General features: G+C 58.2%; 34 protein-coding genes. 17 read left to right on the forward strand and 17 right to left on the reverse strand.

Features of this window, described 5'->3' with window-relative positions; genetic code table 11:
• The 12 genes from B3187_RS17085 to B3187_RS17135 all read right to left on the reverse strand — a co-directional run.
• Positions 1 to 1,624, reverse strand: a 1,624-nt coding sequence (locus B3187_RS17085; protein ID WP_286807685.1) for a hypothetical protein, incomplete at its 3' end; no start/stop codon positions are given.
• Positions 1,624 to 2,172, reverse strand: a complete 549-nt coding sequence (locus B3187_RS17090; protein WP_286807686.1) for a phage protein Gp27 family protein — start codon at positions 2,170 to 2,172, stop codon at positions 1,624 to 1,626. The genes B3187_RS17090 and B3187_RS17085, both read right to left, overlap by 1 nt.
• A gap of 1 nt (position 2,173) precedes the next feature.
• A complete protein-coding gene (locus tag B3187_RS17095; RefSeq protein WP_286807687.1) occupies positions 2,174 to 2,476 on the reverse strand; it encodes an ArsR family transcriptional regulator in 303 nt (100 codons plus the stop codon).
• Positions 2,477 to 2,483: 7 nt separating this feature from the next.
• The gene (locus B3187_RS17100) at positions 2,484 to 2,786 is read right to left on the reverse strand and encodes a DUF2730 family protein (RefSeq protein WP_286807688.1); all 303 of its coding nucleotides are present in this window, start codon (positions 2,784 to 2,786) and stop codon (positions 2,484 to 2,486) included.
• 1 nt (position 2,787) lies between these two features.
• The gene (locus B3187_RS17105; protein WP_286807689.1) at positions 2,788 to 2,967 is read right to left on the reverse strand and encodes a hypothetical protein; all 180 of its coding nucleotides are present in this window, start codon (positions 2,965 to 2,967) and stop codon (positions 2,788 to 2,790) included.
• Entirely contained in the window at positions 2,964 to 3,185 is a 222-nt protein-coding gene (locus B3187_RS17640) for a hypothetical protein (RefSeq protein ID WP_422655511.1), read from the reverse strand. The genes B3187_RS17105 and B3187_RS17640 overlap by 4 nt, the downstream gene beginning before the upstream one ends.
• Entirely contained in the window at positions 3,085 to 3,501 is a 417-nt protein-coding gene (locus B3187_RS17110; RefSeq protein WP_286807690.1) for a hypothetical protein, read from the reverse strand. Before B3187_RS17110 ends, B3187_RS17640 begins: the two co-directional genes overlap by 101 nt.
• Positions 3,501 to 4,136 carry a transglycosylase SLT domain-containing protein gene (locus tag B3187_RS17115; RefSeq protein ID WP_286807691.1) on the reverse strand — a complete coding sequence of 212 codons (636 nt, stop codon included), beginning with the start codon at positions 4,134 to 4,136 and terminating at the stop codon, positions 3,501 to 3,503. The genes B3187_RS17110 and B3187_RS17115 overlap by 1 nt, the downstream gene beginning before the upstream one ends.
• 62 nt (positions 4,137 to 4,198) lie before the next feature.
• Complete coding sequence (locus B3187_RS17120) at positions 4,199 to 4,468, reverse strand: putative holin (RefSeq protein ID WP_286807693.1); 270 nt, start codon at positions 4,466 to 4,468, stop codon at positions 4,199 to 4,201.
• A 342-nt stretch (positions 4,469 to 4,810) separates the two neighbouring features.
• Positions 4,811 to 5,392: a hypothetical protein gene (locus B3187_RS17125; protein WP_286807694.1), complete on the reverse strand. Its 582-nt coding sequence runs from the start codon at positions 5,390 to 5,392 to the stop codon at positions 4,811 to 4,813.
• A 43-nt stretch (positions 5,393 to 5,435) separates the two neighbouring features.
• On the reverse strand, positions 5,436 to 5,813 hold the full coding sequence (locus B3187_RS17130; RefSeq protein ID WP_286807695.1) for a hypothetical protein: 378 nt from the start codon (positions 5,811 to 5,813) through the stop codon (positions 5,436 to 5,438).
• A complete protein-coding gene (locus B3187_RS17135; RefSeq protein WP_286807696.1) occupies positions 5,810 to 6,259 on the reverse strand; it encodes a helix-turn-helix domain-containing protein in 450 nt (149 codons plus the stop codon). Before B3187_RS17135 ends, B3187_RS17130 begins: the two co-directional genes overlap by 4 nt.
• 102 nt (positions 6,260 to 6,361) lie before the next feature.
• Here B3187_RS17135 and B3187_RS17140 point away from each other — a divergent pair, with 102 nt between their 5' ends.
• The 17 genes from B3187_RS17140 to B3187_RS17220 all read left to right on the forward strand — a co-directional run bounded on the left by B3187_RS17140 (position 6,362) and on the right by B3187_RS17220 (position 15,250).
• Complete coding sequence (locus B3187_RS17140; protein ID WP_286807698.1) at positions 6,362 to 6,598, forward strand: DNA-binding protein; 237 nt, start codon at positions 6,362 to 6,364, stop codon at positions 6,596 to 6,598.
• 30 nt (positions 6,599 to 6,628) lie between these two features.
• Positions 6,629 to 7,069 carry a hypothetical protein gene (locus tag B3187_RS17145; protein WP_286807699.1) on the forward strand — a complete coding sequence of 147 codons (441 nt, stop codon included), beginning with the start codon at positions 6,629 to 6,631 and terminating at the stop codon, positions 7,067 to 7,069.
• Positions 7,069 to 7,257 (forward strand): hypothetical protein, encoded by a 189-nt coding sequence (locus B3187_RS17150; RefSeq protein WP_286807700.1) that lies wholly within the window; start codon positions 7,069 to 7,071, stop codon positions 7,255 to 7,257. Before B3187_RS17145 ends, B3187_RS17150 begins: the two co-directional genes overlap by 1 nt.
• On the forward strand, positions 7,254 to 7,568 hold the full coding sequence (locus tag B3187_RS17155) for a helix-turn-helix domain-containing protein (RefSeq protein WP_286807701.1): 315 nt from the start codon (positions 7,254 to 7,256) through the stop codon (positions 7,566 to 7,568). The genes B3187_RS17150 and B3187_RS17155 overlap by 4 nt, the downstream gene beginning before the upstream one ends.
• Before the next feature lie 38 nt (positions 7,569 to 7,606).
• Positions 7,607 to 8,506 (forward strand): DUF3102 domain-containing protein, encoded by a 900-nt coding sequence (locus tag B3187_RS17160; protein WP_286807703.1) that lies wholly within the window; start codon positions 7,607 to 7,609, stop codon positions 8,504 to 8,506.
• An 8-nt stretch (positions 8,507 to 8,514) separates the two neighbouring features.
• Entirely contained in the window at positions 8,515 to 10,272 is a 1,758-nt protein-coding gene (locus tag B3187_RS17165; protein WP_286807704.1) for a DDE-type integrase/transposase/recombinase, read from the forward strand.
• Between the two features lie 10 nt (positions 10,273 to 10,282).
• A complete protein-coding gene (locus tag B3187_RS17170; RefSeq protein ID WP_286807705.1) occupies positions 10,283 to 11,434 on the forward strand; it encodes an AAA family ATPase in 1,152 nt (383 codons plus the stop codon).
• Between the two features lies 1 nt (position 11,435).
• A complete protein-coding gene (locus B3187_RS17175) occupies positions 11,436 to 11,738 on the forward strand; it encodes a hypothetical protein (protein ID WP_286807707.1) in 303 nt (100 codons plus the stop codon).
• 316 nt (positions 11,739 to 12,054) lie between these two features.
• Positions 12,055 to 12,417 carry a hypothetical protein gene (locus B3187_RS17180; protein WP_286807709.1) on the forward strand — a complete coding sequence of 121 codons (363 nt, stop codon included), beginning with the start codon at positions 12,055 to 12,057 and terminating at the stop codon, positions 12,415 to 12,417.
• The gene (locus B3187_RS17185) at positions 12,414 to 13,037 is read left to right on the forward strand and encodes a DUF3164 family protein (RefSeq protein WP_286807711.1); all 624 of its coding nucleotides are present in this window, start codon (positions 12,414 to 12,416) and stop codon (positions 13,035 to 13,037) included. The genes B3187_RS17180 and B3187_RS17185 overlap by 4 nt, the downstream gene beginning before the upstream one ends.
• Positions 13,038 to 13,039: 2 nt before the next feature.
• Complete coding sequence (locus B3187_RS17190) at positions 13,040 to 13,393, forward strand: DUF2528 family protein (protein WP_286807712.1); 354 nt, start codon at positions 13,040 to 13,042, stop codon at positions 13,391 to 13,393.
• Positions 13,390 to 13,581 carry a hypothetical protein gene (locus B3187_RS17195; RefSeq protein ID WP_286807713.1) on the forward strand — a complete coding sequence of 64 codons (192 nt, stop codon included), beginning with the start codon at positions 13,390 to 13,392 and terminating at the stop codon, positions 13,579 to 13,581. Before B3187_RS17190 ends, B3187_RS17195 begins: the two co-directional genes overlap by 4 nt.
• Positions 13,568 to 13,960: a hypothetical protein gene (locus B3187_RS17200; protein WP_286807714.1), complete on the forward strand. Its 393-nt coding sequence runs from the start codon at positions 13,568 to 13,570 to the stop codon at positions 13,958 to 13,960. Before B3187_RS17195 ends, B3187_RS17200 begins: the two co-directional genes overlap by 14 nt.
• A complete protein-coding gene (locus B3187_RS17205; protein WP_286807715.1) occupies positions 13,957 to 14,202 on the forward strand; it encodes a hypothetical protein in 246 nt (81 codons plus the stop codon). Before B3187_RS17200 ends, B3187_RS17205 begins: the two co-directional genes overlap by 4 nt.
• 16 nt (positions 14,203 to 14,218) lie before the next feature.
• Complete coding sequence (locus B3187_RS17210) at positions 14,219 to 14,401, forward strand: hypothetical protein (protein ID WP_286807716.1); 183 nt, start codon at positions 14,219 to 14,221, stop codon at positions 14,399 to 14,401.
• Positions 14,401 to 14,898, forward strand: coding sequence for a gp16 family protein (locus B3187_RS17215; RefSeq protein ID WP_286807718.1), 498 nt, complete (start codon positions 14,401 to 14,403; stop codon positions 14,896 to 14,898). The genes B3187_RS17210 and B3187_RS17215 overlap by 1 nt, the downstream gene beginning before the upstream one ends.
• The gene (locus B3187_RS17220; RefSeq protein ID WP_286807719.1) at positions 14,891 to 15,250 is read left to right on the forward strand and encodes a Mor transcription activator family protein; all 360 of its coding nucleotides are present in this window, start codon (positions 14,891 to 14,893) and stop codon (positions 15,248 to 15,250) included. The genes B3187_RS17215 and B3187_RS17220 overlap by 8 nt, the downstream gene beginning before the upstream one ends.
• A gap of 168 nt (positions 15,251 to 15,418) precedes the next feature.
• On the opposite strand, the gene B3187_RS17225 is transcribed toward B3187_RS17220, so the two are convergent.
• From B3187_RS17225 to B3187_RS17245, 5 genes are all read right to left on the reverse strand, one after another.
• Positions 15,419 to 15,700 carry a hypothetical protein gene (locus B3187_RS17225; RefSeq protein WP_286807720.1) on the reverse strand — a complete coding sequence of 94 codons (282 nt, stop codon included), beginning with the start codon at positions 15,698 to 15,700 and terminating at the stop codon, positions 15,419 to 15,421.
• A 13-nt stretch (positions 15,701 to 15,713) separates the two neighbouring features.
• Positions 15,714 to 17,555: a glycoside hydrolase family 13 protein gene (locus tag B3187_RS17230; RefSeq protein WP_286807721.1), complete on the reverse strand. Its 1,842-nt coding sequence runs from the start codon at positions 17,553 to 17,555 to the stop codon at positions 15,714 to 15,716.
• Positions 17,556 to 17,568: 13 nt separating this feature from the next.
• Positions 17,569 to 19,059 (reverse strand): tryptophan halogenase family protein, encoded by a 1,491-nt coding sequence (locus B3187_RS17235; RefSeq protein ID WP_286807722.1) that lies wholly within the window; start codon positions 19,057 to 19,059, stop codon positions 17,569 to 17,571.
• Between the two features lie 74 nt (positions 19,060 to 19,133).
• Positions 19,134 to 21,947 (reverse strand): TonB-dependent receptor, encoded by a 2,814-nt coding sequence (locus B3187_RS17240; protein WP_286807723.1) that lies wholly within the window; start codon positions 21,945 to 21,947, stop codon positions 19,134 to 19,136.
• A 242-nt stretch (positions 21,948 to 22,189) separates the two neighbouring features.
• Positions 22,190 to 23,818 (reverse strand): alpha-glucosidase family protein, encoded by a 1,629-nt coding sequence (locus B3187_RS17245; protein ID WP_286807724.1) that lies wholly within the window; start codon positions 23,816 to 23,818, stop codon positions 22,190 to 22,192.
• Between the last annotated feature and the right edge of the window lie 266 nt (positions 23,819 to 24,084).

Genomic DNA, 24,084 nt, shown 5'->3' on the forward strand with positions numbered 1-24,084 from the left:
TAAAGTCGTCATCCTCGGCGTTATCAAAGCCCCGGCTGTGTTTGGGTACCGGGGTAAAATCGATCTCGCCACCACTCATCCAGCTCGCCCGGTTCGCCATGGCCAGGGCCACCGCGAAGTCCCCGTGGCGTTTGTTCTTGGCGGAGCTGCTGTCATTGTCTTTGGTGCGGCCCTTGTCGATGACGGGCACGCCTTTCTCCACGGTGATGTGCAGCAGGTCATCCAGCACGTTCTGGTGGCGCGGCACCTCCATGTTGAAGCTCTCGAACTCACCCTTGAGCTTGGGCATCCACTCGGCGTACCAGGGAATGTTCAGCATCACCTGCTCAATCATCCCCGCACCAAATTTCAGCGCGGCCTGCTCGGCCAGGTAGCCGCCGTTGCCGGTGGCATCGAACGCCAGGCCACTCAGGCGCGGCAGGCGATCGCAGATGAAGAACATCACCTGGCGCTGCTGCTCGTAGGTGAGGTTGCGCAGCTCCACCACAAAGGGGGTGCGTTTGCGTAAGTCCGGCATCACTGCCAACGGGGCAAACACGGTCAGGTCGCCCCGGCGGGCGAAGTCTTCCCCGAAGTAGTGGCGATCCTGCGGCCGCAATCGGTTCAACTCGGGCAGCAGGTTGTCCAGGCACCACTTCTGGATCTCGTCCTCGCGCTGCTGGTTGGTCCAGGTCTCGAAGCCCTCGGGCGCCTCGTAGCGGAAGATGGGGATTGACCGATCGGCCACCATGGCGGCCTCGATGAGTACGCGGGAGAGGTAGCCGCCGCCAGACTTCTTGGGAATGCAGCCGTATTCTTCCTCGGCACTCTCGGTGTTGGGTGCGTTCTTGTAGAGATCATTGCGCCACTTCTTCTCCGCCTCCGGGGACCACTCCTGGTTGGTCACGTAGCAGATGCGCTTGTAGAGACCTTCGGCAATGGCATCGTCCAAGGTAATGGTGTGGATGCTGTAGTCCTTACGGCCTTCCTTTGCATCCTGAATCAGTGTGTTGAACAGGTTGTCTACGCCGTTGTGCGTGCTGATCAGCCGCACCTTGTTGCCCCACATGGTCAGCGCCAGAGCCGCTTTGAGCAGCTCTTCCAAAGCCTCATGGAACGCCGCCTCATCGATGACGACATCACCCTGCAGACCACGGAGGTTGCTCGGGCGGGAACTGAGCGCCTGGATTTTATGCCCGCTTTTAGGGAAGCGGATCATGTAGGTGAGGATTTCCTCTTTTTTGGCGTCGTCCCAAAACGTCTGTTCGTAGACGTCCGCCTCGGCCAGTTCATTGAACGCACGAGCAAAAAGGGCGCAGGCAGCGATGTACTCCAGGGCCATTTCCTGCTTGGAGCCGACATAGAAGGTGTTGCACCCACCACGGCGCCGTGGCTTCGCTCCCTTCATCACGTTGCGGCCGGCTTCGGCCCAGGTGAGCCCCGTCCGCCGGCTCTTCTGGCCGATCATTATGGGGCTCTCATCTTCAAACCAGCGCTTCTGGTAGCCCAGGAACACGGCATCGCCGCCCGGTACCGCCTCGGCGATATCCTCCGGCACCACCACACCGTAGGCTTCCATCTCCGCCTGCAGGTCGATCTTGCGAGCGGGGCCCACGGCCTTGTATTTACCCATCCGATCGGCCATTACGCTTTACCCAGTAACACGTTGCGAATGCGGTCTTCGAGCTGCTCGCTCATTCCATCGGTGCCGCGCAGCTCTTCCAGTTTGGTTTCCTGCTCGGCAATGAGCTTTTCCCGGGCCAGGCGCTCCACCTCGCGGCGCTGCTCCAGGCTCAACTTGCGGGTGTGCATGATGTCCTTGGCGGCGCGGGCGAGTTTGCGCACATCTTCGATGTCGAGCTCTTCATCGCCCTGGCTTTCGAACAGCACTCGGTTGGCCAGCGTGGTAACGGACTGAACAAGAAGGGCCCCGGCTTTGTCGTCGGGGTTTTCGCCCAGCTCTTCCACCATGATGCGGGCCATCTGCTCTTGCTGGCGAACCTGCTCCATCATGGTGTCGAAGTTCTGCCGGTACCGGCCCAGGGCGCTACGGCTTGGGTGCTCCACGCTCGGGAATTTGTCCTGCAGGTCGTTGATCAGCTCATCCAACGTCAGGCGGTTTTCCCGCAGCCGCTTTTCAATGTGGCTGCGCACCTCGGGCTGGAGTTTGTCCACGGTGGATTTGCGGCCCATGTCAGCGCGCTCCCGGGCGTTTTACGCCATCGATCACCACGCGGCCTTCGGCCACGTCCTGGCCACGGCTGGTCAGCGTGGCAATCAGCAGGTCGCTCACATCCTGAATGTCCACCAGGCCCTGCTCCTCCAGCCAGCGCAGGTGGCCTTTCACCTGATCCCGGCTGGGGCTGTGGCCGAAGGTGTCTAGCAGGTTGTACAGCACGGAGCTGTTGGCGCGGTAGCTGGGCATGTCTACCAGAACCCGAAGAATGACCAGGCGCTGATCTTCACGCAGGTAGTCGGCGAAGGGTTTCTTACTCATGGGGCACCTACTTGTTGTTGAGCAAATAATCGTTCATTCGGTTGACGGCGGCCGTTAGCCCCTGAAACTCGCGGATGAAGCTGCCCAGTTCACCCTCAAGGCGATCCAGCTTTCCATAGAGCTTCGCGATGGTTGCCTGGCTGGGGACGTCGTTTATACGGCTTTCCAAGGTAGCAACTCGCTGCTCCATCTTGATCTGCTCAGCGCCGTCTGCTTTGCTGCGAGCTGTCCACCACGCGAACACCGCACAGCAGGCGGTAATTAGCCACGCCAAAAAGCCCCAACTGAACTCGATATCATCCAGACTCATATCAATCACTACCCACGTCGATTACGCGGCCATCCTCCCGCCGCACTATGTTGGTGTACCCCGCTGGCTCCCTGCTCAAGTAGCCCTCATCGATGTCGCGGATGTAGGGCACGGTTTCTCCGACCAGCTCCCAGTACCACAACTGGGAGTCTTTGCACTTCTCGATGTAGATCGCTTTCACGGCGGTTGCGCCTCGCGCTCGTGGATTTTCTGTATCAGGTCCGACAGGCGGCCTGCGCATACGGCGTACTCGTCGTACACCTGTTTCAGCACCAGGGCGACGGCGTCCGGGTGGCGGTCAGTCGTCCCGCTCGGCGGCGGGCACTGCACCAGTAACGCCGCCGGCAGCGGCCTGGGCGGCTCGGGCCCGCGCGGCGGAGAGCTGGCGCATGACGCCAACAGGAAACAGGCAATCAACACGGTCAGTGTTCGTCTCAGCCAGCGCATCGCGTAGCTCCTCGGTGGTTTGTTCATCGGCCAGGCGGCGGGCATTCAGGGCGCGGTCAATGGCCTGGCTTTGCTCGCCGGCTTTCAGCACGAGCTGCTCCCACTCGCTCATCATCCCGGTGAGCTGCTCAATGGTCTGGTCCCGGCAGGCGGTGCGTTCATCCCCGGCGGCGCCGGAGTGGCCCCATTGATACATGGCGTAGTGGCTGGCCAGCAGTGCGCCGGCCGCCACTATCGCTAACACCACTCGGCCCTTTGTCAGCAGCATCAGAATCGGCTCCTCACGCACACCCCGGGGCCCCAACCCCGGCGGTGGTACAGCGGTTCAAACTCCAGCAGCACCACTCGTACGTAGTGGCGGTTCTCGCGGAAGTTGGCGGCGCTGCGCCCGGCGTTGTGGTGTTCTATCTCGTCAAACCAGGCGAGCCCACTGGCTCCAGAAGCCAGCGCCCGCTGCCGGTCGCGGTACACCCACGCCAGTCCGCCGTTGTAGGCGCTCAATACCATGGCCCAACTCTCGCAAGGGCCCTCGGCCTGGATTCGTTTATCCACCTGCTCCATTAACCACCGGTCGTATACCACCATGGCTCGCAATGCCCAGCCGGGGTTGTAGGGGTCGGGATTCGCCAGGGAGCGATCAACGTCCGGAATCCATTCGGCGGTGGCGGGCATGAACTGCGCGAGACCTGCGGCACCGACGGGACTCTTGGCAGCGGTTTGCCAGCGGCTCTCCTGGTGGACCTGGGCGGCCAGCGTAGAAATGGGGGCGTCCAAGCCGAAGCCCCAGTGCGCTGCACGCACCAGGGTGGCGCGGTGGCGTTCGGCGGCGGCCGGGATCTTTGAAGCCGATGCTGGTGCGCACTGCACCAGGGCCAGAGCAAACACGGCCAGCAACGTCGTCACGGCGGGCAGTATCCAGGCTGGAGAGCGACGGCTGTGGTCTATTCGCTTGACGGTAACCATGGTTAAAGCCCCAGCGTCAGACCAAGCACACAGGCCAGCACAATCACCGCGCGGCGCAGCATGGCCATCGAGCGGGCCCAGTGCGCGTTCCGGTCAATCTCAGGTGAGGTATGCGCCAAGATGTGAGGTCGGGCATAGGGGAACAGCGCCCGGTCGATCCAGTAGCCCAGAACTGCGCCGAGCATGACCATCGCGCTCTTGTAGGCCACCACGGGCAACTGGTGCGGCGCAAGAAGGGCGATCAGAAGAAAGACCACCAGCGTGGCAATCATCCACCCCAGCAGCCTGGGGCGTCGGGTGGGTTCTACTCCAGGGAATCCATACATGGGGCCTCCGCGTCGGGTTGAAGTTCAATGCCTGTGTTCAGGTTTGAATTCCAGACTACGCGTGAGGCTGGCGCGGTGTCGTTTTGCGCGCGCAAAAAGAATCGAGAGCCAAAGGCTGGGATGATGTTACGTCGAACTAGGCTGGCGGAGGGGTGGAGCGTGAAAGTAGGTATTGTATTTCGTCCGGGGAACCTATGGATAGGTGCGCACTGGTCGCCTTACAACCGTCGTTGGTGTATCACCCTGATCCCCACGTTTACGGTATGGATCACTCTGAAGGGTGGCAGGTCACCGCTTGACGGCCGGTGCAACCGGGGGCATAACGATCGCTCTAATGCGGCTAATACTCGCGGATAATGAAGTATTGAAATTGTCCTTTTCCACCTCCAGGACGATGGCGCCAGTGTCAGCAGCCATTTCACTCATCATCGAGTGAATCATCTGATCATGCTCTGGATTGTGAGCGGAAACGGTGTACTCCACTGCGAGAGAGAAGTTATCGAGCAACTTTGAGATCTCTTCCAGGTGGGGTTTTAGTTCATCGCTCCAAAGCACCTCAGCGTCTAGCGCCAACGAGTCAAGTCGCTTTTTTGTTTCATTGATCTCGGGCAATCTCCGCTGCGCCCGTCTAGCCATTTCGTAGATTGCCAAATCTCCGAACATGAACTGGACCTCTGCTAAACGCCTTGGCTCACCCCGCATTATCTCGACGATTGGGCGGCGTGCCGCTTCGATCTGATCACGGAGCTGGTAGAGGCATAGGACTAATTCCTTGGCCAGTTGGTACCGATCCTGACCAACCAGCTGCCGGCGCCAAGTATTCAAACCCAGCCAGGCAACTATGGCTGCAGATACGGCGGCGCCTGCCACAGAAACCTCCCTGGCCAATGTCACAAAATCCACGAGTCCCATCTCAGCTGGAGCTCTGCATATTAACCAACTTGGTCACCTGCCCGGAACGGCACTGCACCGTAACCTTGCTTCCATCGAGCATATGGACGTCCACCAGGTTCTTATCGACAGAATAGTAGGAGCCAAACACGCAGATTACGAAAGCAACGATGAACCCGATCGGGCCGGCGAGTAGCATCCCGATGCCGCCCAAAATGATTACCCCGACAATAAAGCCGACACATCCGAATTTCTTGTCGCTCTCAGTTCTGGTGTCTACCCGAATCACGTCCCGGGCTACGTACTTCGCCGACTGATTGGCCTCAATAATCAGACTCCGGGCCCCCTTACCAAAAAATGCCAATCCCTTGTTGCCGAAAGATCCACCCACTACTCTCATGCCTGCCTCCGTGAATTACGTGCCAATCGATTTGCCAGGGTCTCCAGTACATCCAAGTCCTCCCCAGAGCACCGATGGAGAGCCTCCTTGATTCTAGCGACCTGGTCCACCTCTCCGCCATAGTGGCCAGGCTCCTCAGCTACTCCCTTTGTCAGAGAGTTGAGGAGTTCGCCTTCTTCCTCTGCTTCTAAATCAGCGGACATATCGAGAGCCACAAGAACTCGGTGGCGCTCCTCACCGCTTAGACGCCGTCCGGTCAGTATGAACACCTCGTCCAACTCCGGCTTCAGAGCGCACAGAACCCGCGTTTTATCTATAGGGAATGCGCCACGGCGCTTCCGCTCTGCAAATGCCGTTTTGCTCAGGCCCAGCGCCTCAGCCACCTCTTTATCGGTGCTCACCCGCAGCTCGTGCTTCAGGCGCTGCAGGCAGTCAGAAAAGTTCATATGACCCCTTGAATAGTTCATATTTATGGATTAAAGTTCACATACACCAGTCAACACTAAGTTGATGTTAGCGCACACGACACGAGCAAGCTAGGAGCCGTCATGACCAGTCCAGTCCGAACTCGCGAGGAAGCCCGCGAAGCTCTCAAGGAAAGCGGCATCTCAATTACCCAGTGGGCCCTCTCAAACGGGTTTTCTCCAAATCTGGTGTTTGAGGTGCTTAGCGGCCGCAAGAAAGCCATTCGAGGTCAGGCGCACCGCATTGCGGTGAAGCTTGGCATCAAGAAAGGAACCATCGTGAAGGATCCGGCGAAAGCGCTGGACCGTCATGTGGCCTAAACCCCGAAACAACCGAGGAGTGACACTGCCATGTCCAATCAAGAAAAGGTGAAAGCCATGCACAGCGAGTACCGGGACGGAATGATCCTGCGCCGCTACCAGGTCAGCGACGGCCAATGCCCGATCAGCGTTATCGCCGCCGAGTTCGGCGTCAGCCAGCTCTATGTCATCGAGCTGATCCGCGAGGCACAGCTCGCCGACCACCGGGAGCAGGCGCAAGACGCCGCCCACCAGGTGACCCTGGATGGAGAAGTGCTCTGGGCCGTGCCCGCCCGCCACATCGCCTACCGCACCGGGTGCCAGGCGCTGTGCGCCCAGGTGCGCGAAGCGGAGGAGGACCACCCCGAGAAGCAGGTGCTTCTGGCCGTGTGCATTGCCCCCACCGTGGAGCACATCAACATCACCCAGCTGCCGGTGGAGCCGCAGCCAGAGCGCCTGCAATCCGCCGCCGTCACCCGAGGTATCGCGTGATGCCCCGCCAGACCATGACCATCGACCTTCAGGCCGGTCGTCTCGGTGAGTTCATCGAACGATATGAGGCGCTGTTTCCCGCCGAGGAAAGCACCCTCAGTGACCGCGAATGGAACCGCCAGCACGACCTGCTGCAGGGGAACATCGCCAACGAAGTTGCGCGCCAATACAGGGGGCATAAGCAATGAGTACTACCACCCAAAGAGTCAGCGAAAGCGGCGCCAGAGTGCTCCGCGTGATGGCGGCCCTGAAAGGGCACAGCATTAGCGGCCTAAGCAACGGAGAGTTGGCCAAGGCGCTGGGTGAGAGCCCAGCCACCATCAACCGGTGCCTGAACACTCTGATAGCCGAAGGAGTCGCCACGCGGCTGGAGAACGGGCGGTACGCCCTGGGTGTGCGCATGCTGCAAATCGCCCAGGCGCACGCCGCCGAGATTAACCGGGCAAAAGCCCGAATTGAGGAGCTGGACCAGCGTGTGAACGCTGGGGCTCATTTGTAACAAATGCGCGAGCGCTCGCGCATTTAACCGGAGGACGTATGGCTAGAAAACCTAAACAACCGACCACTATCGAGCACGATGACATCAGCACTGAGGCACAGCAGGAGCACAGCTCGGCGCTGACTCCGGCATCGGAGCACTCTCAGGAAATCATGGATATCTATGGCGATGGCTTGGTTTACAACCGCGCCCGAGTGGTGGACGAGACGCGCTTTTATATGGCCCAGAGCGCCGAAACGATGCTCGAAGCTGGTAAGCGACTGATCATTCTCAAGGAGCACGAACCCCACGGAGAGTTCATCCATATCGTCGAAAGCCAATTGGGTATGGCCGCTAGAACGGCTCAGCAGATCATGCAGGCTGCTATCAAATACTGCTCACCAAAACTGGATTCAAAACGGCAGGCGTTCGCCACTTTGGGGAAAACAAAGCTGTTCGAGCTGATGGTAGAGGATGACGACGATCTGTCAGAACTAGCCGACGGGGGCTCGGTTGCCGGAATGAACCTGGACGATATTGATCGCATGTCGGTCCGGGAACTCAAAAAGGCACTGCGCGATGCCAGGGAGGACCGCGAGGCGAAAGACCGCGTCATGGAGAAAAACCGGGCCAAGATTGACGAGCTGCAGACCAAGGCCGAGCGCGTCAAAAAGGAGGCGCCAGACGAGGTGATCAGCCAGGTGCGAGCGGAAGCCAGCCAGATCTGCAATGACGCTGAGGCCACACTTCGGGTAACCGTCAGCCATGCCCTGGAGGTGGTCGTTCAGTACGGCGACGAGCTCGACATGGATCAGACCAGTTGGCTCAGCCACCAGTTGGACCTGATGGACGAAGCGCTGCTGTCAGTGCGGGAAAAGCTCGGGATAGAGCGTTCTCTGGATGATGGTGATCCGGTGTGGGCTGACCCGAATTTTGACGACCAAGAAGCCACGGAGTAGGCCCGCCTATGAGTCCAGCACTGATTGAACGGTTGCTCGCCGTCGCCCGCGAAGCGGAGGCGGCGGGCCACGGCAAGAAGCAGGCGGTTTATCAGTCCGCTGCTCAGGAATTGGGGTTCAGCGTTCCCACGCTGCACCGGAAACTCAATGAGGTCACCATGAAAAAGCCACGCAAGCGGCGCGAAGACGCCGGCAAAACGGCCCTCACCCTGGAGGAGGCGCGGCATATCAGCGCCTACCTGCAGGACAGCAACCGGGCCAACGGCAAGCGCCTGGCCAGCGTTGAAAACGCGGTGGAGGTGCTGCGTAGTAATGGGGTGATTCGGGCCGAGCGAATCGACGAGAGCACCGGCGAGGCGATACCACTGAGCATCAGCGCCATCACGCGCGGCCTGATGAAGTTTGGCCTGCACCCGGAGCAGCAAAGCCGCCCGTCACCAAAAGTGCGGCTGGCCAGCAAGCACCCGAACCACGTCTGGCAGATCGACCCGTCATTGTGCGTACTGTATTACCTGCCGAAGCAGTCCGGCCTACGGGTGATGGAGAAGGACGCCTTCTACAAAAACAAGCCGCAGAATTTTAAGGAAATCGAGAAGGACCGCGTGTGGCGTTACGTCATTACTGACCACGCCAGCGGGGTCATCTTTGTGCACTACGTGCTGGGTGCCGAGTCCGCCACCAACCTGATTGAAGCGTTTGTTAACGCCACTCAGAAGCGACACAAGCACGACCCGTTCCACGGCCTGCCACAGATCCTGATGATGGACCCCGGTAGTGCTAACACCTCGAAGAATTTCGACACACTGCTGCGCGCCCTGGACATCGAACTGTACACCAACAAGCCTGGGCAGCCTTGGGCAAAAGGCCAAGTGGAGAAGGCTAACGATATCGTGGAGCGCGACTTCGAGCACCGCCTGCGCTTTCTAAAAACGGCGCCGGACACGCTAGAAGGCATCAACGAAATTGCCTGGGCCTGGATGCGCGCCTTCAACAAAACGCGCATTCACAGCCGTACCAAGCGTCCGCGCTATGACGTATGGCAGACAATTACCGAAGATCAGCTGCGCCTGGCGCCGCCCAGGCAGATGATGTTTGACCTGGTGTATGGCTCCGTCAAAACACCGAAGGTGTCTCCGCAGCTCACCATTCGTTACAACGGCAATCAATACAGCGTTGGCCATATCGACGGCATTGAGGTGGGCATGAAAGTGGAGGTCACCCGCAATCCATGGCGCGGCGATGACAGCGCCCAAGTGATGATGGTGGATGCCGAGGGCCGCACCGTTGCCCACGTGGTGGAAGCCATGCAGTTCAACGAGTTTGGTTTTACCAAGGAAGATATCGAAATCGGCTCGGGCTTCCAGGCGCACAAAGACACTCGCCTGGACCAGGAGCGCAAGGCGGTCAACCGGCTTTCCATGGAAGCCGACACCGACGACCAGGCAGAGAAGAACCGCAAGCAGAAACACGTGCCCTTCGGCGGCAAGGTGGATCCGATGAAGCCGATCCACGACACGCCCATGACGGACTACATCCCCAAGCGCGGCAACGAAGCCGACGTCGCGCCCATGGTCGTTCAGGAAAAGCCCCTCACACACGTGGAGGCCGCCAAGCTGCTCAGCCAAAAGCTCGGCAACCAATGGCAGGGCCCGCAGCACTTTACCTGGTTAAAACAGCACTACCCGGAAGGCGTCCCCAGGGAAGCCCTGGCCGATATCGAGCAAAAACTGACCGCCGGCGCCGCGCCGCTGCGGATTGTGAAATAGGAGACAGTAGATGTTGGCACTGAAGCATGAACTGAAAAGCCGTGGCCATTCTCAGGCCGATCTCGCTCGCGCCGTGGAGCTCAGCCCGGCCACTATCGCCCAGCTGATCAATCACGGCCAGTGGCCGCGCTCGGTCGATCAGGCCGCACTGCGAGAGCGCATTCAGACGTTCATGGGCATTAAAAGCGAGAAGATTTTTGAAGTGATGGAGCCGCCCCACTGCCATGAGGCGGCCCCTGCCGATTGCGCAAATGACAACCGACAGTCCGAGGAGGACGAACCTATGTTACTACGAAAGCAAACCTTCACACCAGCCGCCAAGCAGCAGTTCGGTATTCACCGCGATCCTTTCGCGGATCTGAGCCACGCCGAAGACATGTGGGTGTCGCCCAACATCCGCTTCGTGCGCGAGACCATGTACCAGACCGCCAGGCACGGTGGCTTCCTGGCCGTGGTCGGCGAGAGCGGTGCGGGCAAGTCCACCGTCCGGCGCGACCTGGAGCAGCGCATCGAAACGGAGCATCAGCCCATCATCCTGATCGAGCCCTACGTGCTGGCAGCCGAGGATAACGACTCCAAGGGCAAGACGCTCAAGAGCACCCACATCGCGGAGGCCATTTTATCCACGGTTTCACCGCTGCAGCGCCCCAAGTCATCTCCGGAGGCGCGTTTCCGTCAGCTCCACCAGGCGCTGAAAGACAGCCACCAGGCGGGCAACAAACACTGCCTGGTGATTGAGGAAGCCCACAGCCTGCCCATCCCGACGCTCAAGCACTTGAAGCGCATTATGGAGCTGGAAGTGGGTTTCACCAAGCTGGTCAGTGTGATCCTCATCGGCCAGCCGGAGCTGCTCGTGAAACTCAGCGAACGCAACCTGGCGGTACGCGAAGTGGTGCAGCGCTGCGAGGTGGTGGAGCTGCTGCCGATCGCTCCGGACGAGCTCGATTCATTCCTGGGCCACCGCCTCGGCCGCTGCGATATCGACCTGGCCAATGTCATCGACGATAGCGGTCTGCAGGCGCTGACCGAACGCCTGGTCAATCGGGACGGCGATAGCCAGCTCTACCCACTTGCGATCGGAAATTTCCTCACCGCTGCCGCGAACACGGCCGCCCAGATCGGCGCGCCCATCGTTGATCGAGAAATCATTCAGGGGGTGTGACATGTCTGCATCCGTTAAGCCATTTCCGTCGCCGCTTCGGCGGCGGTTCAAAGAGGCCGAAGCCGGCATGGCCGCCCTGGAGGACATGGGCCACGTCGTAGCCGGCATGAGCCTGACCACCAAGGGCGCCATCATCCTGCTGCGCGACCACCCGGCCAACGATCGCCTGATGGGCGAAGTGCGCCGCGTGTATCGCGACTCCGAAGGCATATGGATCGAGATGGAAAAGAAGGTAGACCAGGTCCGCGTCCGCTGGATCCGCCCCTGGAGCCGCTACATCCACGCACCGAGGAGGGTTCACTGATGTCAGGCGCCGAAATCTCACCCTATAGTAAATCACTGAGCCTCTCTGAAATTGTGCGGCGCTGCGGGGGCCAAGTAACTGCATTCAAACCGCGTGATATGGAGGCGGAGAATATGCTGCAGTTACATCAGGCGAAGCTCCGCAAGGCTATCCAGGAAGAACGGTGGCCGGATTGTAGCGCAGCACTGCGAGCCCTGACGGACGAGGCAATGCATGCGCAGAAAGTTGCCGGTGAGCTCGCGATGCAGTCTGAGATGGCTCATAGGGTCGCTGAGAAAATCAGCGCCAAAGTCGTTCCGAGCGAGTGGAGGTAGCGATGGAGGCGGAAGCCATGCTGTACGCCTGGTGTCACTACTGGAAATGGCCGGAGAACCTTTGTGGCCAGATCCAGCTGACACGAGAGATGCCGGCTGAAGATGCTGAGCCTACCGCTGCGCCCATTGCTCGAGGCACCGATCGTTCCGTCCGGCTGATGATGCAGTCCACCGCATTCAAAAAGTCGGACGGTCTCTGGGTGCCCGGGTTCGAGGAGGGCGCAAGCTTCCTGGCAAACATGAATGCGCTGAACGCCTACCGCAACTGGCTGGCAAACATGATCAAAAACGGCTCACCCCTCAAGGGCGATGTCGCCATCTGGGTAGAGCCAAAACCCTCTCAACCAACGGAGCAACCGCAATGAATACCGAAACGATTCCCGAAGGCTACCGGCAAGACTCCGCCGGTCGCCTGGTACCGGAAGACACCATTAAAACGATCGACCTCATGCGCGATGACCTGGTCATGCGCATCGCTGATCGTGCCGAGGAACTGAGCGAACGCCTGCGCCAGTTCAAGCAAGACACGCTGGCGGAGATCGAGGCCTTCATCGAAACCAGCGCCCAGGAGTACTCCATCAAGCTCGGCGGCGAAAAGGGCAATGTGCAGTTCACCAGCTTCGACGGCCGCTACCGCGTCATGCGAGCCAACCACGACAGCATGACCTTTGACGAGCGCCTGCTCGCCGCCAAAAAGCTGATCGATGAATGCCTGCTCGACTGGAGCGGCCGCCCAGGTGTTCCCAACGGCCTGGTGGTCATCGCCAACCGAGCCTTCCGCCGAAACGCCGCCGGCGAAATTAGCGTCAGCCGAGTGCTCGACCTGCGCAGTCACGACATCGAGGACGAGCGCTGGCAAAAAGCGATGGAAATCATCACCGACAGCATCCGCGTGCAGGCCAGCATCACCTACCTGCGCCTCTACAAACGGGCCGGCCGCACTGATCAATACGACCAACTACCCCTCGATATCGCAAAGGTGTAACCATGAAAAGGCGATTCAAATTGGAGTCAGGACTCGATATCAGCATCACGTTGGATATCGACCTGGACAAAGTGACCCCGGAAGTTGGCGAAGAAATTAATAACTTCTGGATCTTGCATAAAGATGTGCTGCGGGCGTCCGGTGGAGACGTCATTCAGGCCGTCGCGCGCCGTGCGGCTGGCCCTCTGCTTTTGTTTTTGGTTGATGGCTACAACGGATATGGCGCGGTGGAGAAGCTCAGCGAGGAGGAAGGATGGCCTCATTCCGCCCAAATCGGCATCACCGTGGTGGACTGCGAGCTGCCCGACTTGTCCGCCGACGAGTTCGATGTCCACGAGATAAAGGAGACGTCGTGATGCGCTGCCGAAACTGCCACGGGGAGATCCCCGACTCCGAAGTCGAAGCCGAAACCTCCGCAGAGGATGAAGGCCTCCTGGAGGTCACCGCCACCTGCCCATGCTGCCAGTATGCATTCCTTATCCAGGTAGACATCTACGAGATGGACACCAAGCCCAGCCAGGAGGACGAGTATGAAGATGCTTGAATTGTTTCTGGCAATCTTCGGCCTGTGTAGCGCTATCGCGTTGGCTATCACCTGGATAATAAGCCGTCGAAATCCAACGGTCCGGTGCTCTCGTTTGCTGTTCGACGAGCGTCTCCGCCAGATGAGAGCCGAAGGCTACAGCCGTCTCTGGGACGACAGCTACACCGCTGGCGAACTGGCAAGAGCCGCCTCGGAGTATGCAGCCGCTTCGGCAACCGGTGGTGATGAGGCTTCTACCGTCTGCCAAATGCCAAGACCAGAATGGCCTTGGGGCGGAGAACATTGGCGGCCCAAGGGTCGTCGAGACTGCCTGGTCAAAGCCGGCGCCCTGATCATCGCGGAACTGGAGCGCCTGGACCGTATGGAGGGCCGCTCATGAAGTTCTACGGTTGGGACGATTGCGGAGTGGCTCGCGGTGAAATGCTGGCTACCGATATCAGTGCGGGGGATCTGGATTTCGGCCCGGAGCTTCTAGCTCATGAAATTGGGTGGGAGCGCGGTTTCACCTCGTTCAAGGCGGCCCAGCGCGCGCTGCTGGAGGCCATGCAAGCAGAGGGGGCGGCCTCCGATCTAATTGACCAAGTACGCCGCTATAAAGCCAGCTACGTGCCAATCGTTTAACAACGAGGAGCGAAACATGACAGCACTCCAGGAACGCGCCATAGAGCGCACGCACCTTCGGATTGAGGCCGCACGCCACTGCTACATGGTGGCGGCAGCAGCTGGCAACACCCTGGCGGCCAAACGCCACATCCAGACCATGCGAGAAGAGCGCCGCACTCTGAAGCTGCAGCGCCAGACCACCAGGAGGATCCACTGATGCCCAGAGCCATGGGAGCTCAAGCAGAACGGCGCCGCAAGCGCCTGATCAAACTGATCCACGTCGCCAGGCGGGAGCTCGGAATGGCTGATGAGAGCTATCGCATGATGCTCGCCAACATCCCGGCTCTGGGTGGCAAAACCAGCAGCGCTGACCTGTCCATAAACGGCCTGGAGATCGTCCTGGAGCAACTGAAGGCCAAGGGGTTCAAGATCAAGCCGAAGCGGCCAGCGCCATCCAGGAGCGGCCACAGCCGCCCTCTGGCGGACGACAGCCAGTCAAGGATGATCCGCCACCTCTGGCTCAAGCTGCACGACCTGGGCGCTGTCCGCGACCCGTCAGAGCGGGCCATGGGCACCTTCATCTGCCGCATGGTCAAGATTGAAGCCCTGCAATGGCTCAGCACGGACGAGGCCAGCAGGGTAATCGAACATCTCAAGAAGTGGCATAATCGCGTTGAGAAGTGCGCCACACAGGAGGTATCGAGCGATGAGTGACCAAATGGAGCATCTGCGCCACCAGCTACTATCAGAAGCGGCGGACCGCGTTGCGCGGGTGCTCCGCGAGTTCAACATTCCCGAGGACCGGGCCGAGCAGTGCGGCTCAGCGGTCGCTGATGACCTGGCTCAGCACTGGGCAGGGCAGAACATCACGATTCCCAAGGACTATCGCTACAAGCTGACCCAGCGTGATCTGGAGATCTGGGACAAGTTCAACGGCCGCAATCACCTGGAGCTCGCCAGGGAATACGACCTGACCGTGAACGCGATCTACCGCATCGCCAAGCGGATCCGCAAGCGAGCCATCTCCAGGCAGCAACCTGATATATTCGACAAGGCCTCTCACTAAAAAGGGCAGTCCACCCTGGAGCTGCCCTTGATTCGATCGTTTTTTGCTGGCGTCCCGCTCTTGCCCAGAGTGAAACAGTCTTTCACAACCCTATCCCAATAAGTCCCCTCGGCACCCTCTAAATCCCATAATTATCGCGCTCCTGTGGTAGATTTATATCACTCGTGTTCAGGGTACGCCGGTGTACCAGATATGGGTCGCCCCCAGTGCGTGTAACTCCCGGAGCGCGGTGTCGGTGATATCAGCGAATTTGCCGACGCCGTTTTCCTCGAGGGTGCCCCAGGGTTTGTTGGTTGTTTCGGTGTTCCCGAACAGCCGGGTGAACATCTGATAGACCACGGGTTTGCCGGCATGGGTTTTCGGGCTGTCCGTACTGTCGATCGGTTTGGGCGACTGGGCGCATCCGGCCAGTGAGGCCAGAAGCGCCGTGGCGATCCAGGGTTTTTTCATGGTATGTCTTCCGTCAGTGCAGTTCCAGAATGAGCGCGCTCATTGGCTCGAGTGTCAGATCGTTATCCAGGGACAGGGTTTCGCCGCTCAGGGCGTCGGTACCTGAAAGGTGACCATCAATGGCCTGTGCGTAACGCTCGTTGGAGAGCTGGCGGGTTTCCCCGGTGTGATTGATTGCCACCAGAATGCGCTGCTTCTCGGTGTAGCGGGCAAACACATAAACGCCATCGTGAGGGGCATAGTGCAGAAGGTCACCGTGGTGAATGGCTTCCTGTTCCTGCCGCCAGTTGAGTAACTGACGAAGGTATTCCTGTGCAGAGCGTTGGGTATCCGTCAGACCTTCGCCGGTGAACCCATTGCGCGTATCTCCGGCCCAACCGCCGGGAAAGTCACTGCGCACGGCGCCGTCGTCACGGGTCTTCGGGCTGGTGGCAAGCACTTCCGAGCCGTAAAAGAATTGAGGGGTCCCGCGCATGGTGGCCAGCAAGGTCATGGCGATATTGAACCGCTCGACGTCCTTATCAATCAGGCTGTACAGTCGGCTGGTATCGTGGTTCTCGGCAAAAATGACCAGACTCATCGGGTCCGCGTAGAGGTTGTCATCCGCCAGGGTTTCGTAGACGCGAATCAACCCGCGATTCCACGCTTCGTCTTCCGTCAGTGCGGCGCGCAGGGCGTCGTACATGGGGAAATCCATTACGCTGGGAAGATAGGACACATAACCGTCTTTATTGTCTTTGCCGCGCTGCCAATAGGACACCACATTGGGGTTGGTGCTCCACTCCTCACCGACAATATTGAAGTTGGGGTATTCCGCCATAATGCGGCGGGTCCACTCGGTCAGGAAATCCTTGTCGGAGTAGGAATAGGTATCGGTACGGATGCCATAAAGATCCGCGTACTCAATCCACCAGATGCTGTTCTGAATCAGGTAATTGGCCACCAGCGAGTTGCGTTGGTTCAGGTCCGGCATGGATTTCACAAACCAACCGTCGGCAAACTCCTGTTTATCGATGTCCGCCGCGTAAGGATCCTGAACGCTGGTCCGGTAATGGGTGGTGGGGACGAATTCGTCCTGAAAGTTCAACCAGTCGTCGGTGGGCAGATCGTCCATCCACCAGTGGCCGGATCCGATGTGGTTGAGAATCATATCCTGAATCAGGCCGACGCCTTTGGCTTTGCCTTGCAGGCTGAGCTGTCGATAGTCCTCATTGTCACCAAAGCGCGGATCTACCCGATAGAAGTCGGTAATGGAGTAACCGTGGTAGGAATACTCGGGTTGATCATTTTCCAGCATGGGGGTTGGCCAGATGGCGGTAAAGCCCATGTCCGCGATGTAATCCAGGTGCTGGATCAGCCCGGCCAGGTCGCCGCCGTGACGGCCGACGCTGCTGTCCCGGTTCGCGGCTTCTTTGAGCTCGGGAAGTGTGTCATTGCTCGAGTCGCCGTTGGCAAAACGATCCGGGGTGATCAGATAAATGGCATCGGTGGTGTTGAAGCCGTTGCGGTCGGCGGAGTTTTTCCGGCGGGTGTGGAACGCATAGTCATGCTGGAAATTGTCGCCGTTTTCATGGGCAAACTGCAGGGTGACAGTCCCGCCCTGAAAGGTGCTGCGAACGTCAAGATCGACAAACAGATAATTTTCACTCTCGACACGGTGCACATCGGTCACCGCAACCTGAGGATGCTCCAGGCTTACAGACCACTGGGCAATCCGGTCGCCGTGAATCATCAGCTGTACGTTGGGATTGCGCATGCCCGCCCACCAGAACGGCGGATCGATGCGGTCAATGGGATCGGCAAGCGCGGCGGGTATTCCAAGGAGCAGGGTGAGGAATAATGTCAGGCGTATCATGATGAGGTATCCACTACTTGATCGAGGCAATAAAGTCGTTGTGAGAGGGCATCTGGGCGACGGTTTTGTCGACAATCCGTTGCCAGAAATTCATAAACTCGCGCAGTTGATGATCTTCAATGTTGTCCACCAGCGGGTGATAGTCCTGTGGCGTAATGCCCTGGCCGATCATGACCTGTTCCCAGGCAGTTTCGCGAAACAGTTCTTCCTGCTCGCAAAAAACCCGCCCTGAGCCGACAAACAGGTCAATGCGCCGAAGCAGTGATTCCGGCTTGGGTGCTTCACGGCACATGCGCCAGAACGGGCTGTCGGTTTTACGGTTCAGGTGATAGTGCAGAATGATGAAGTCACGGATTTTTTCGAACTCGAACTGTGACTGCCGGTTGTACTCTTCAATATCGCTCGGTTGTATGCCGTTGCGAGGAAACAGCTTGATCAGGCGGGTCAGCCCCTGTTGAACCAGATGCAGGCTGGTGGACTCCAGGGGCTCGAGAAAGCCGCTGGACAGGCCCAGGGACACAACGTTCTGGCACCACTGCTGGACCCGGCGTCCGGTTTTGAAACGGATCGGACGAGGGTCCGCCAGGGCGGGGGTGTCCAGGTTGGACAACAGGGTATGCGTCGCCTCGTCGTCACTCAGGTGGCGGTGGCTGTAGACCAGGCCGTTACCCGTGCGATGCTGAAGCGGGATTCGCCATTGCCAGCCGCCCTCGTGGGCGATGGCCCGGGTATACGGCGTGATGGTTTCTGCTGCCTCGCTGGGAACCGCAAGAGCGCGATCACAGGGCAACCAGTGGCTCCAGTCCTCGAAGTCGACGTCCAGCGCTTCACCGATGAGCAGTGCGCGAAAACCCGAGCAGTCGATAAACAGATCCGCTGCTAGGCGTTCACCGGATTCGAGCTCAACGGCGGCGATATCGCCGGACTCGGAATCCTTGTCGACCGTCTGAATTTTGCCGTCAATGCGCTTGACGCCGAGCTTTTCGCTGTAGGCGCGCAACATCTGTGCGTACAGGCCGGCATCAAGGTGATACGCGTGGGTAAGCCCCGGAAACTGAGTGCCGGGAATGGTTTCCATGGGAGCAAAGCGGTTATGCCGAGCGGCCTGCTCGTTGAGCGAGTAACGCCAGAAGTCTTCGGCCACACCGGCCTGTCGGGCTTTCAGCCAATAGTGATGGAAACCGGCAATGCCGAGGTTGCGCCCGATTTCACCGAAGGCGTGCATATAACAGTCGCCGGGGCGATTCCAATTCTCAAACTGAATACCGAGTTTGATGGTACCCCGTGTCTGTTTCAGAAAGTCGGCTTCCTTGATGCCAAGTACATCATTGAAGTTCTTGATGGGGGGGATGGTTGCTTCACCGACACCGATGGTGCCTATCTCGCTGGATTCCACCAGTTGAATACGGATCTGCTTGCTGAAAAATCGGGACAATACGGCTGCCGCCATCCATCCGGAGGAGCCGCCGCCGACAACCAACACATTTTTTATGGAATGATTCACGTCTTTATCTCCAGCCAAAAAAAAGCCCCTGCTACAGCTCTTCACTATAGCAGGGGCTTTCCTTCATGCCCTGTTTAGAACTGGTAGTTCACACCGAGCAGATAGTTAGCACCGAAGGTCTGGTAAGACGTGATCCGACGGGGATCGTCTTCTGCAGCTCCGACGGTTTCTTCGTCGGTCAGGTTCTGGGCCTGCAGGGTAACGCTCAGGCCGTCAAGCGAGTCGAAACCACCCGCGCCGAAGTCATAACCGATCTGCGCATCCCACAGCTCAGAGCCCTGGTCCGTTGTCGGAGTCAGCGCCAAGCTGAGGCCGCGGGTTTCTGTAAGGAACGCATCGCGCTTGCGGCCACTGACACGGAACTCAAAGCCGTTCTTCTCGTAGTAGACCGTCAGCTGGTAAGACTCTTCGGACAAGCCGGGGATTTCCTGCTGTTCGCCATCATACTCGATAGCGCCGTCGAGGAAGGTTGCCGCAGCGACCAAACCAAAACCGTCCAGCGTTTCGCTGAAGGTATAGAACGGCAAGCTACCGTGAAGCTCGATACCTTCCACTTTACCCTTGCCCAGTTCGGCAATGGAACTGGTCGGACCCTGGTAGGACTGGAAGTTGTCCGTACCTGCATCATGATAGCCTTCGATGAAGTAAGGCTCGAAGTTTGTGATCACGTCCTGGCTGATGTGCCAGTTGAGCAAATCCTTGTAGAACCATGAGGCTGCCACATAGCCGTCGTTGGTGAAGTAGTACTCGTACGACAGGTCGGTTTGTACGGCTTCGAGTGGACGCAGGTTCGGGTTACCGCCGGAGCCACTCCAGGCGCTGAATTCCGGATCGGCGCTTTCGCGACGGGCGTCGTCAAATCGGAAGTTGACAGTGTTGTTTGGGCGCATTTCATCCATACGGGCCCGGGAAAGGGTCTTCGCCGCTGCGAAACGAACAACCTGGCTCTCCGTCATCTGGAAGTTCATGTTCAGGCTTGGAAGGACCTTGATGTAATCAGCGCCGCCACTGACTGGAGTCGCGACAACGCTGACCAGGCCGGTGTCTTCGTCTTCACGAGATACGCTGACAAAGCCATCTGAACGTTGATTGGTGTCGATTATCTGCACACCCACGTTACCGGAGAGAATGCCGGTTTCGAAGTCCGCTTTGGTATAGGCGGTGAGAACTTCTTCGTTCACAACATACGTGTCGCCTAAGCGGTCAGTTTCAAACTCGGTAGCGTCGATCTCGGTGTAAATGCCATCTCTATACATCCCTACGCCGTCATACGCAACTACACTGGTGCCAGTACCAAGGTAGTCTAAGCTGGAGGTACCAACGTAGTAGGAAGCCAAGGCCGGGTCGTTCAAGGGCAGGGCGGTCTGGTCCTCGAGGGGCAGGTCCGCATCAAAACCGGGGGCCACTAGGAAGGCACCGTAGTTAACCTTGCCTTTAGTTCGGTCGGAATAGTTCAAACCCAACTCGACACTCTGGAAAAAATCGCCGTTGAGTTCAGCGATTGCAGAGAGACGCAGAGTGTCCAGCTCTTCGTCAAAGCTCGGATAGTTAACGAAGCCGTCCTGCGCGTTGTTTTTCCCTCCAACGCGTTGGGCAATAGCGCCACCCCAGGCTTGTGGGCCCGCTAAGCGGATAGCAGCAGGGTCAGTATAGTCGGGCAATGCAATGCTCGAGTGATCACCGAACCTCACACCTTCGGGAGATACTTGCTGCCATGATCGAGCACCCGGATCGCCCTGCTGAGTGGTGCCAGCACGACCGGTACCGGAAAAGCTTTCCATATTGATCAGGTCCTTGGCGGATTCGCTGGTAGCAACGTCCAGTTCAGCTGACCAGGTCTCATTGAGCCGATACTTGGCGTTGAAACCGAACGTGGACAGGTCGCCTTCTTTGGTTTCACCATCGTTACGGATTACGGTGTGGAAGCCATCAAATTCGCCATTCATGACCAGTCCGTTTTCAACGTCGCCTACAGTGTAGTTCGCGCCGCCCCAGACTGGCCCGCCATCTTCAAAACCGCGGAAGACTTTGGACTCAAGGAAGTCGATATACAGGGCGTCAACGGTGATGCTCAGGTCTTCGGTGGGTTCCCACTGAAATACGCTGGAGATGGTGTCGCGTTCCATGGTGGCTGAGCGAACAAAGGATTTGTGACCACCGAAGATGAAGCCCTCGTCGATCTCAGGGTAACCCCAGATGCCGGCCTGCTCCTCCTGACTGGGCGATTCCATGGAAGCCAGTGTTACGGCGAAGCCCATGGTGTCATTGGCAAAGGTATCGGAATAAGTGAATGCCAGGCGATGACCGGTGTCATCGTAGTCCGGGTTAGCGGACTCCATGCCATTGACTTCGTAATTGCCGTTAATGCTGATAATGCGATCATTTTCCAGCGGACGCAGGGTACGCAGATCGACCACACCACCGAGGCCCTGATTCACAAGATCGGCTTGCATGGTCTTGTAGACGACTGCGTCGGAAATGATTTCAGAGGGGTAGAGGTCATACTCGACCCCACGGTTGTCGCCAATGCCCAGCAATTCGCGGCCGTTCATGGTGGTGGCGACGTAGTCTTCGTTGAAACCGCGGACGGAAATGCCGCTGGTGCGACCGTTGACCCGCTCACCGGCCAGACCGGGCAGGCGAGCCAGTGATTCGGCGATGCTGGTATCGGGCAGTTTACCGATGTCTTCAGCGGAAACCACTTCCACGATAGAGGAAGAGTTTTCTTTAATGGCGATAGCGTTCATAAGGCTGCGGCGGATACCGGTAACCACCACTTCCTCGAGCATGCCAGCTTCTTGGTCCTGGGCGTATGCGGGAGCAATGGTCATTCCGGCGGCAAGGCAGCCGATCATGGAAGGCAGAATAAGCTTCTTGGTGTTCATCATCTAACGATCCCCTTTCATAGGTTATTATGGTTGAGCATTGAGCAGTTGTTAAAATGTCGCCGCCAGTCACTGATGCAAATCAGTCCAGGCGATTTCAGATTCAGCGACGTTTCGCCAAATTCCTGCTGAAATTCAGGCTATCCCATCGTGTATGGGTGGGCAATTCATTGCATACGTATTCAACGCCTGTTTCCCGTTGCCAACCCATTGAATACGTATGCAGAGTGAATCTGTGGGAGCAATCAGCCATCCAGGCTGAAGTAGCCGGCGCCATAGGCAGGCAAAATCAGCTGTCGACCTTCGATTCTTGCGCCGCTGAATCCGTGTCCTTCGAGTGCCGGGCCTGCGTTCAAATGTTCCACATCCAGCGCGACTTCTTTGTTTGAAAAGTTCATGGCGACCAGAAGTGCCTGGTCATCATGACGACGGGTAAACAGCATCTGTCCCTCTGGTGTGTCCTGGAATTCGATATCTCCCAGGCGCAACGCTGGCTGATCGGTGCGCCAGTGAACGAAAATACGATAGGCATTCAGAACGGAGTCCGGGTTTTTATCCTGAACGTCGACCGCTTTGATTCGGTGCTCTTGGGGAATGGGCAGCCAAGTGGTCTCTGCTTCAGAAAATCCGGCAGTGTGGACATCCTTCTGCCAGGGCATGGGAGTTCGACAGCCGTCCCGGCCTTTGAAGCGCGGCCAGAAGGTGATCCCGTAGGGGTCCTGGAGTTCGTGCTTTTGTAGCGCCGCCTCGGTCAGGCCAAGCTCTTCACCCTGATAGCTGCACACGCTTCCGCGCAGGGATAGCATCATGGCATTGAACAGCTTGGCCAGGGCATCGGATTTATCGGCTCCGCCCCAGCGCGTCATCACCCGACGTACATCGTGGTTACCAATGGACCAGCAAGGCCAACCCTCAGCGAGGCTCGCCTCCAGTGTCTCCACGGTTTCACGGATATAGCGGGTGCTGAAGTTCTCCACCAACAACTCAAAACTGTAGGTGGTGTGCAACCGATCGTTGCCTTTGGTGTACTCGGCCATGGTGGCCAGGGAGTCCTCTGATGAGATTTCTCCCAGTGTGACCGAGCCTGGGTAACGGTCCATGACTTTGCGCAGGGATTCGAGAAACTGCACATTCTCCGGGCGATCGTTGTTGTACCAGTGGTACTGAAAGGCGTAGGGATTGTCTTCGGTAAAGCCACGGCCTTTGCGCTCTTCCTTGGGTTTGGCCGGGTTGTCCCGCAGCTTCTGGTCGTGAAAGCAGAAAGTAATCGCATCCAGACGTAGGCCGTCTACTCCCCGTTTCAGCCAGAATTCCACTTCGTCCAGAATTTCGGCGCGGACTTCCGGGTTATGGAAGTTCAGGTCCGGTTGGCTTTTGAGGAAGTTGTGCAGGTAATACTGCTCGCGCCGCGGCTCCCACTCCCAGGCGCAACCTCCAAAAATGGACAGCCAGTTGTTCGGCGGTGTGCCGTCCTCTTTGGGGTCGGCCCAGACGTACCAGTCCGCCTTGGGGTTGTTACGACACTGGCGGCTTTCCTCGAACCACGCGTGCTGGTCTGACGTGTGGCTCAGGACCTGATCGATAATGATCTTGATGCCTTTGGCGTGTGCTTGCTCGATCAATCGGTCGAAGTCGTCCAGAGTGCCGAAGATGGGGTCAATGTCCCGGTAATCGCTGATGTCATACCCGAAGTCTTTCATGGGCGACTTGAAGAACGGGGATACCCAAATGGCGTCAACTCCGAGACTGGCGATGTAGTCCAGCTTCGAAATGATCCCTGGAATATCGCCAATACCGTCGGAATTGCTGTCCATGAGGCTGCGGGGGTATACCTGGTAAATGACGGCACCGCGCCACCAGGGATTAGTTTGCATGGTGTACCTCCGCAGAAATTACTGACTGAATCCGGTCTGGTCGCCGGTCAAAAAGAGCCATAGAGGAATTCATCGCAAAGAGCCTTGAAGCGTTATTGTCTTCGTTGTTTTAGCGCGGATTTGGTTGTTACCCGGCCTTATTTGAACTGAAACCAATATACGTTAGCGCTGGAATCGGCGGCAACAGACTACATACGTATGCATTGATATCGAGGGCGGGAAATCGATCAAAAAAGAGCCATATTTGAATGAATACGTATGCAGGC

It is taken from the genome of Marinimicrobium sp. UBA4209 (genome assembly GCF_002381585.1).
Taxonomy (GTDB): domain Bacteria; phylum Pseudomonadota; class Gammaproteobacteria; order Pseudomonadales; family Cellvibrionaceae; genus Marinimicrobium; species Marinimicrobium koreense.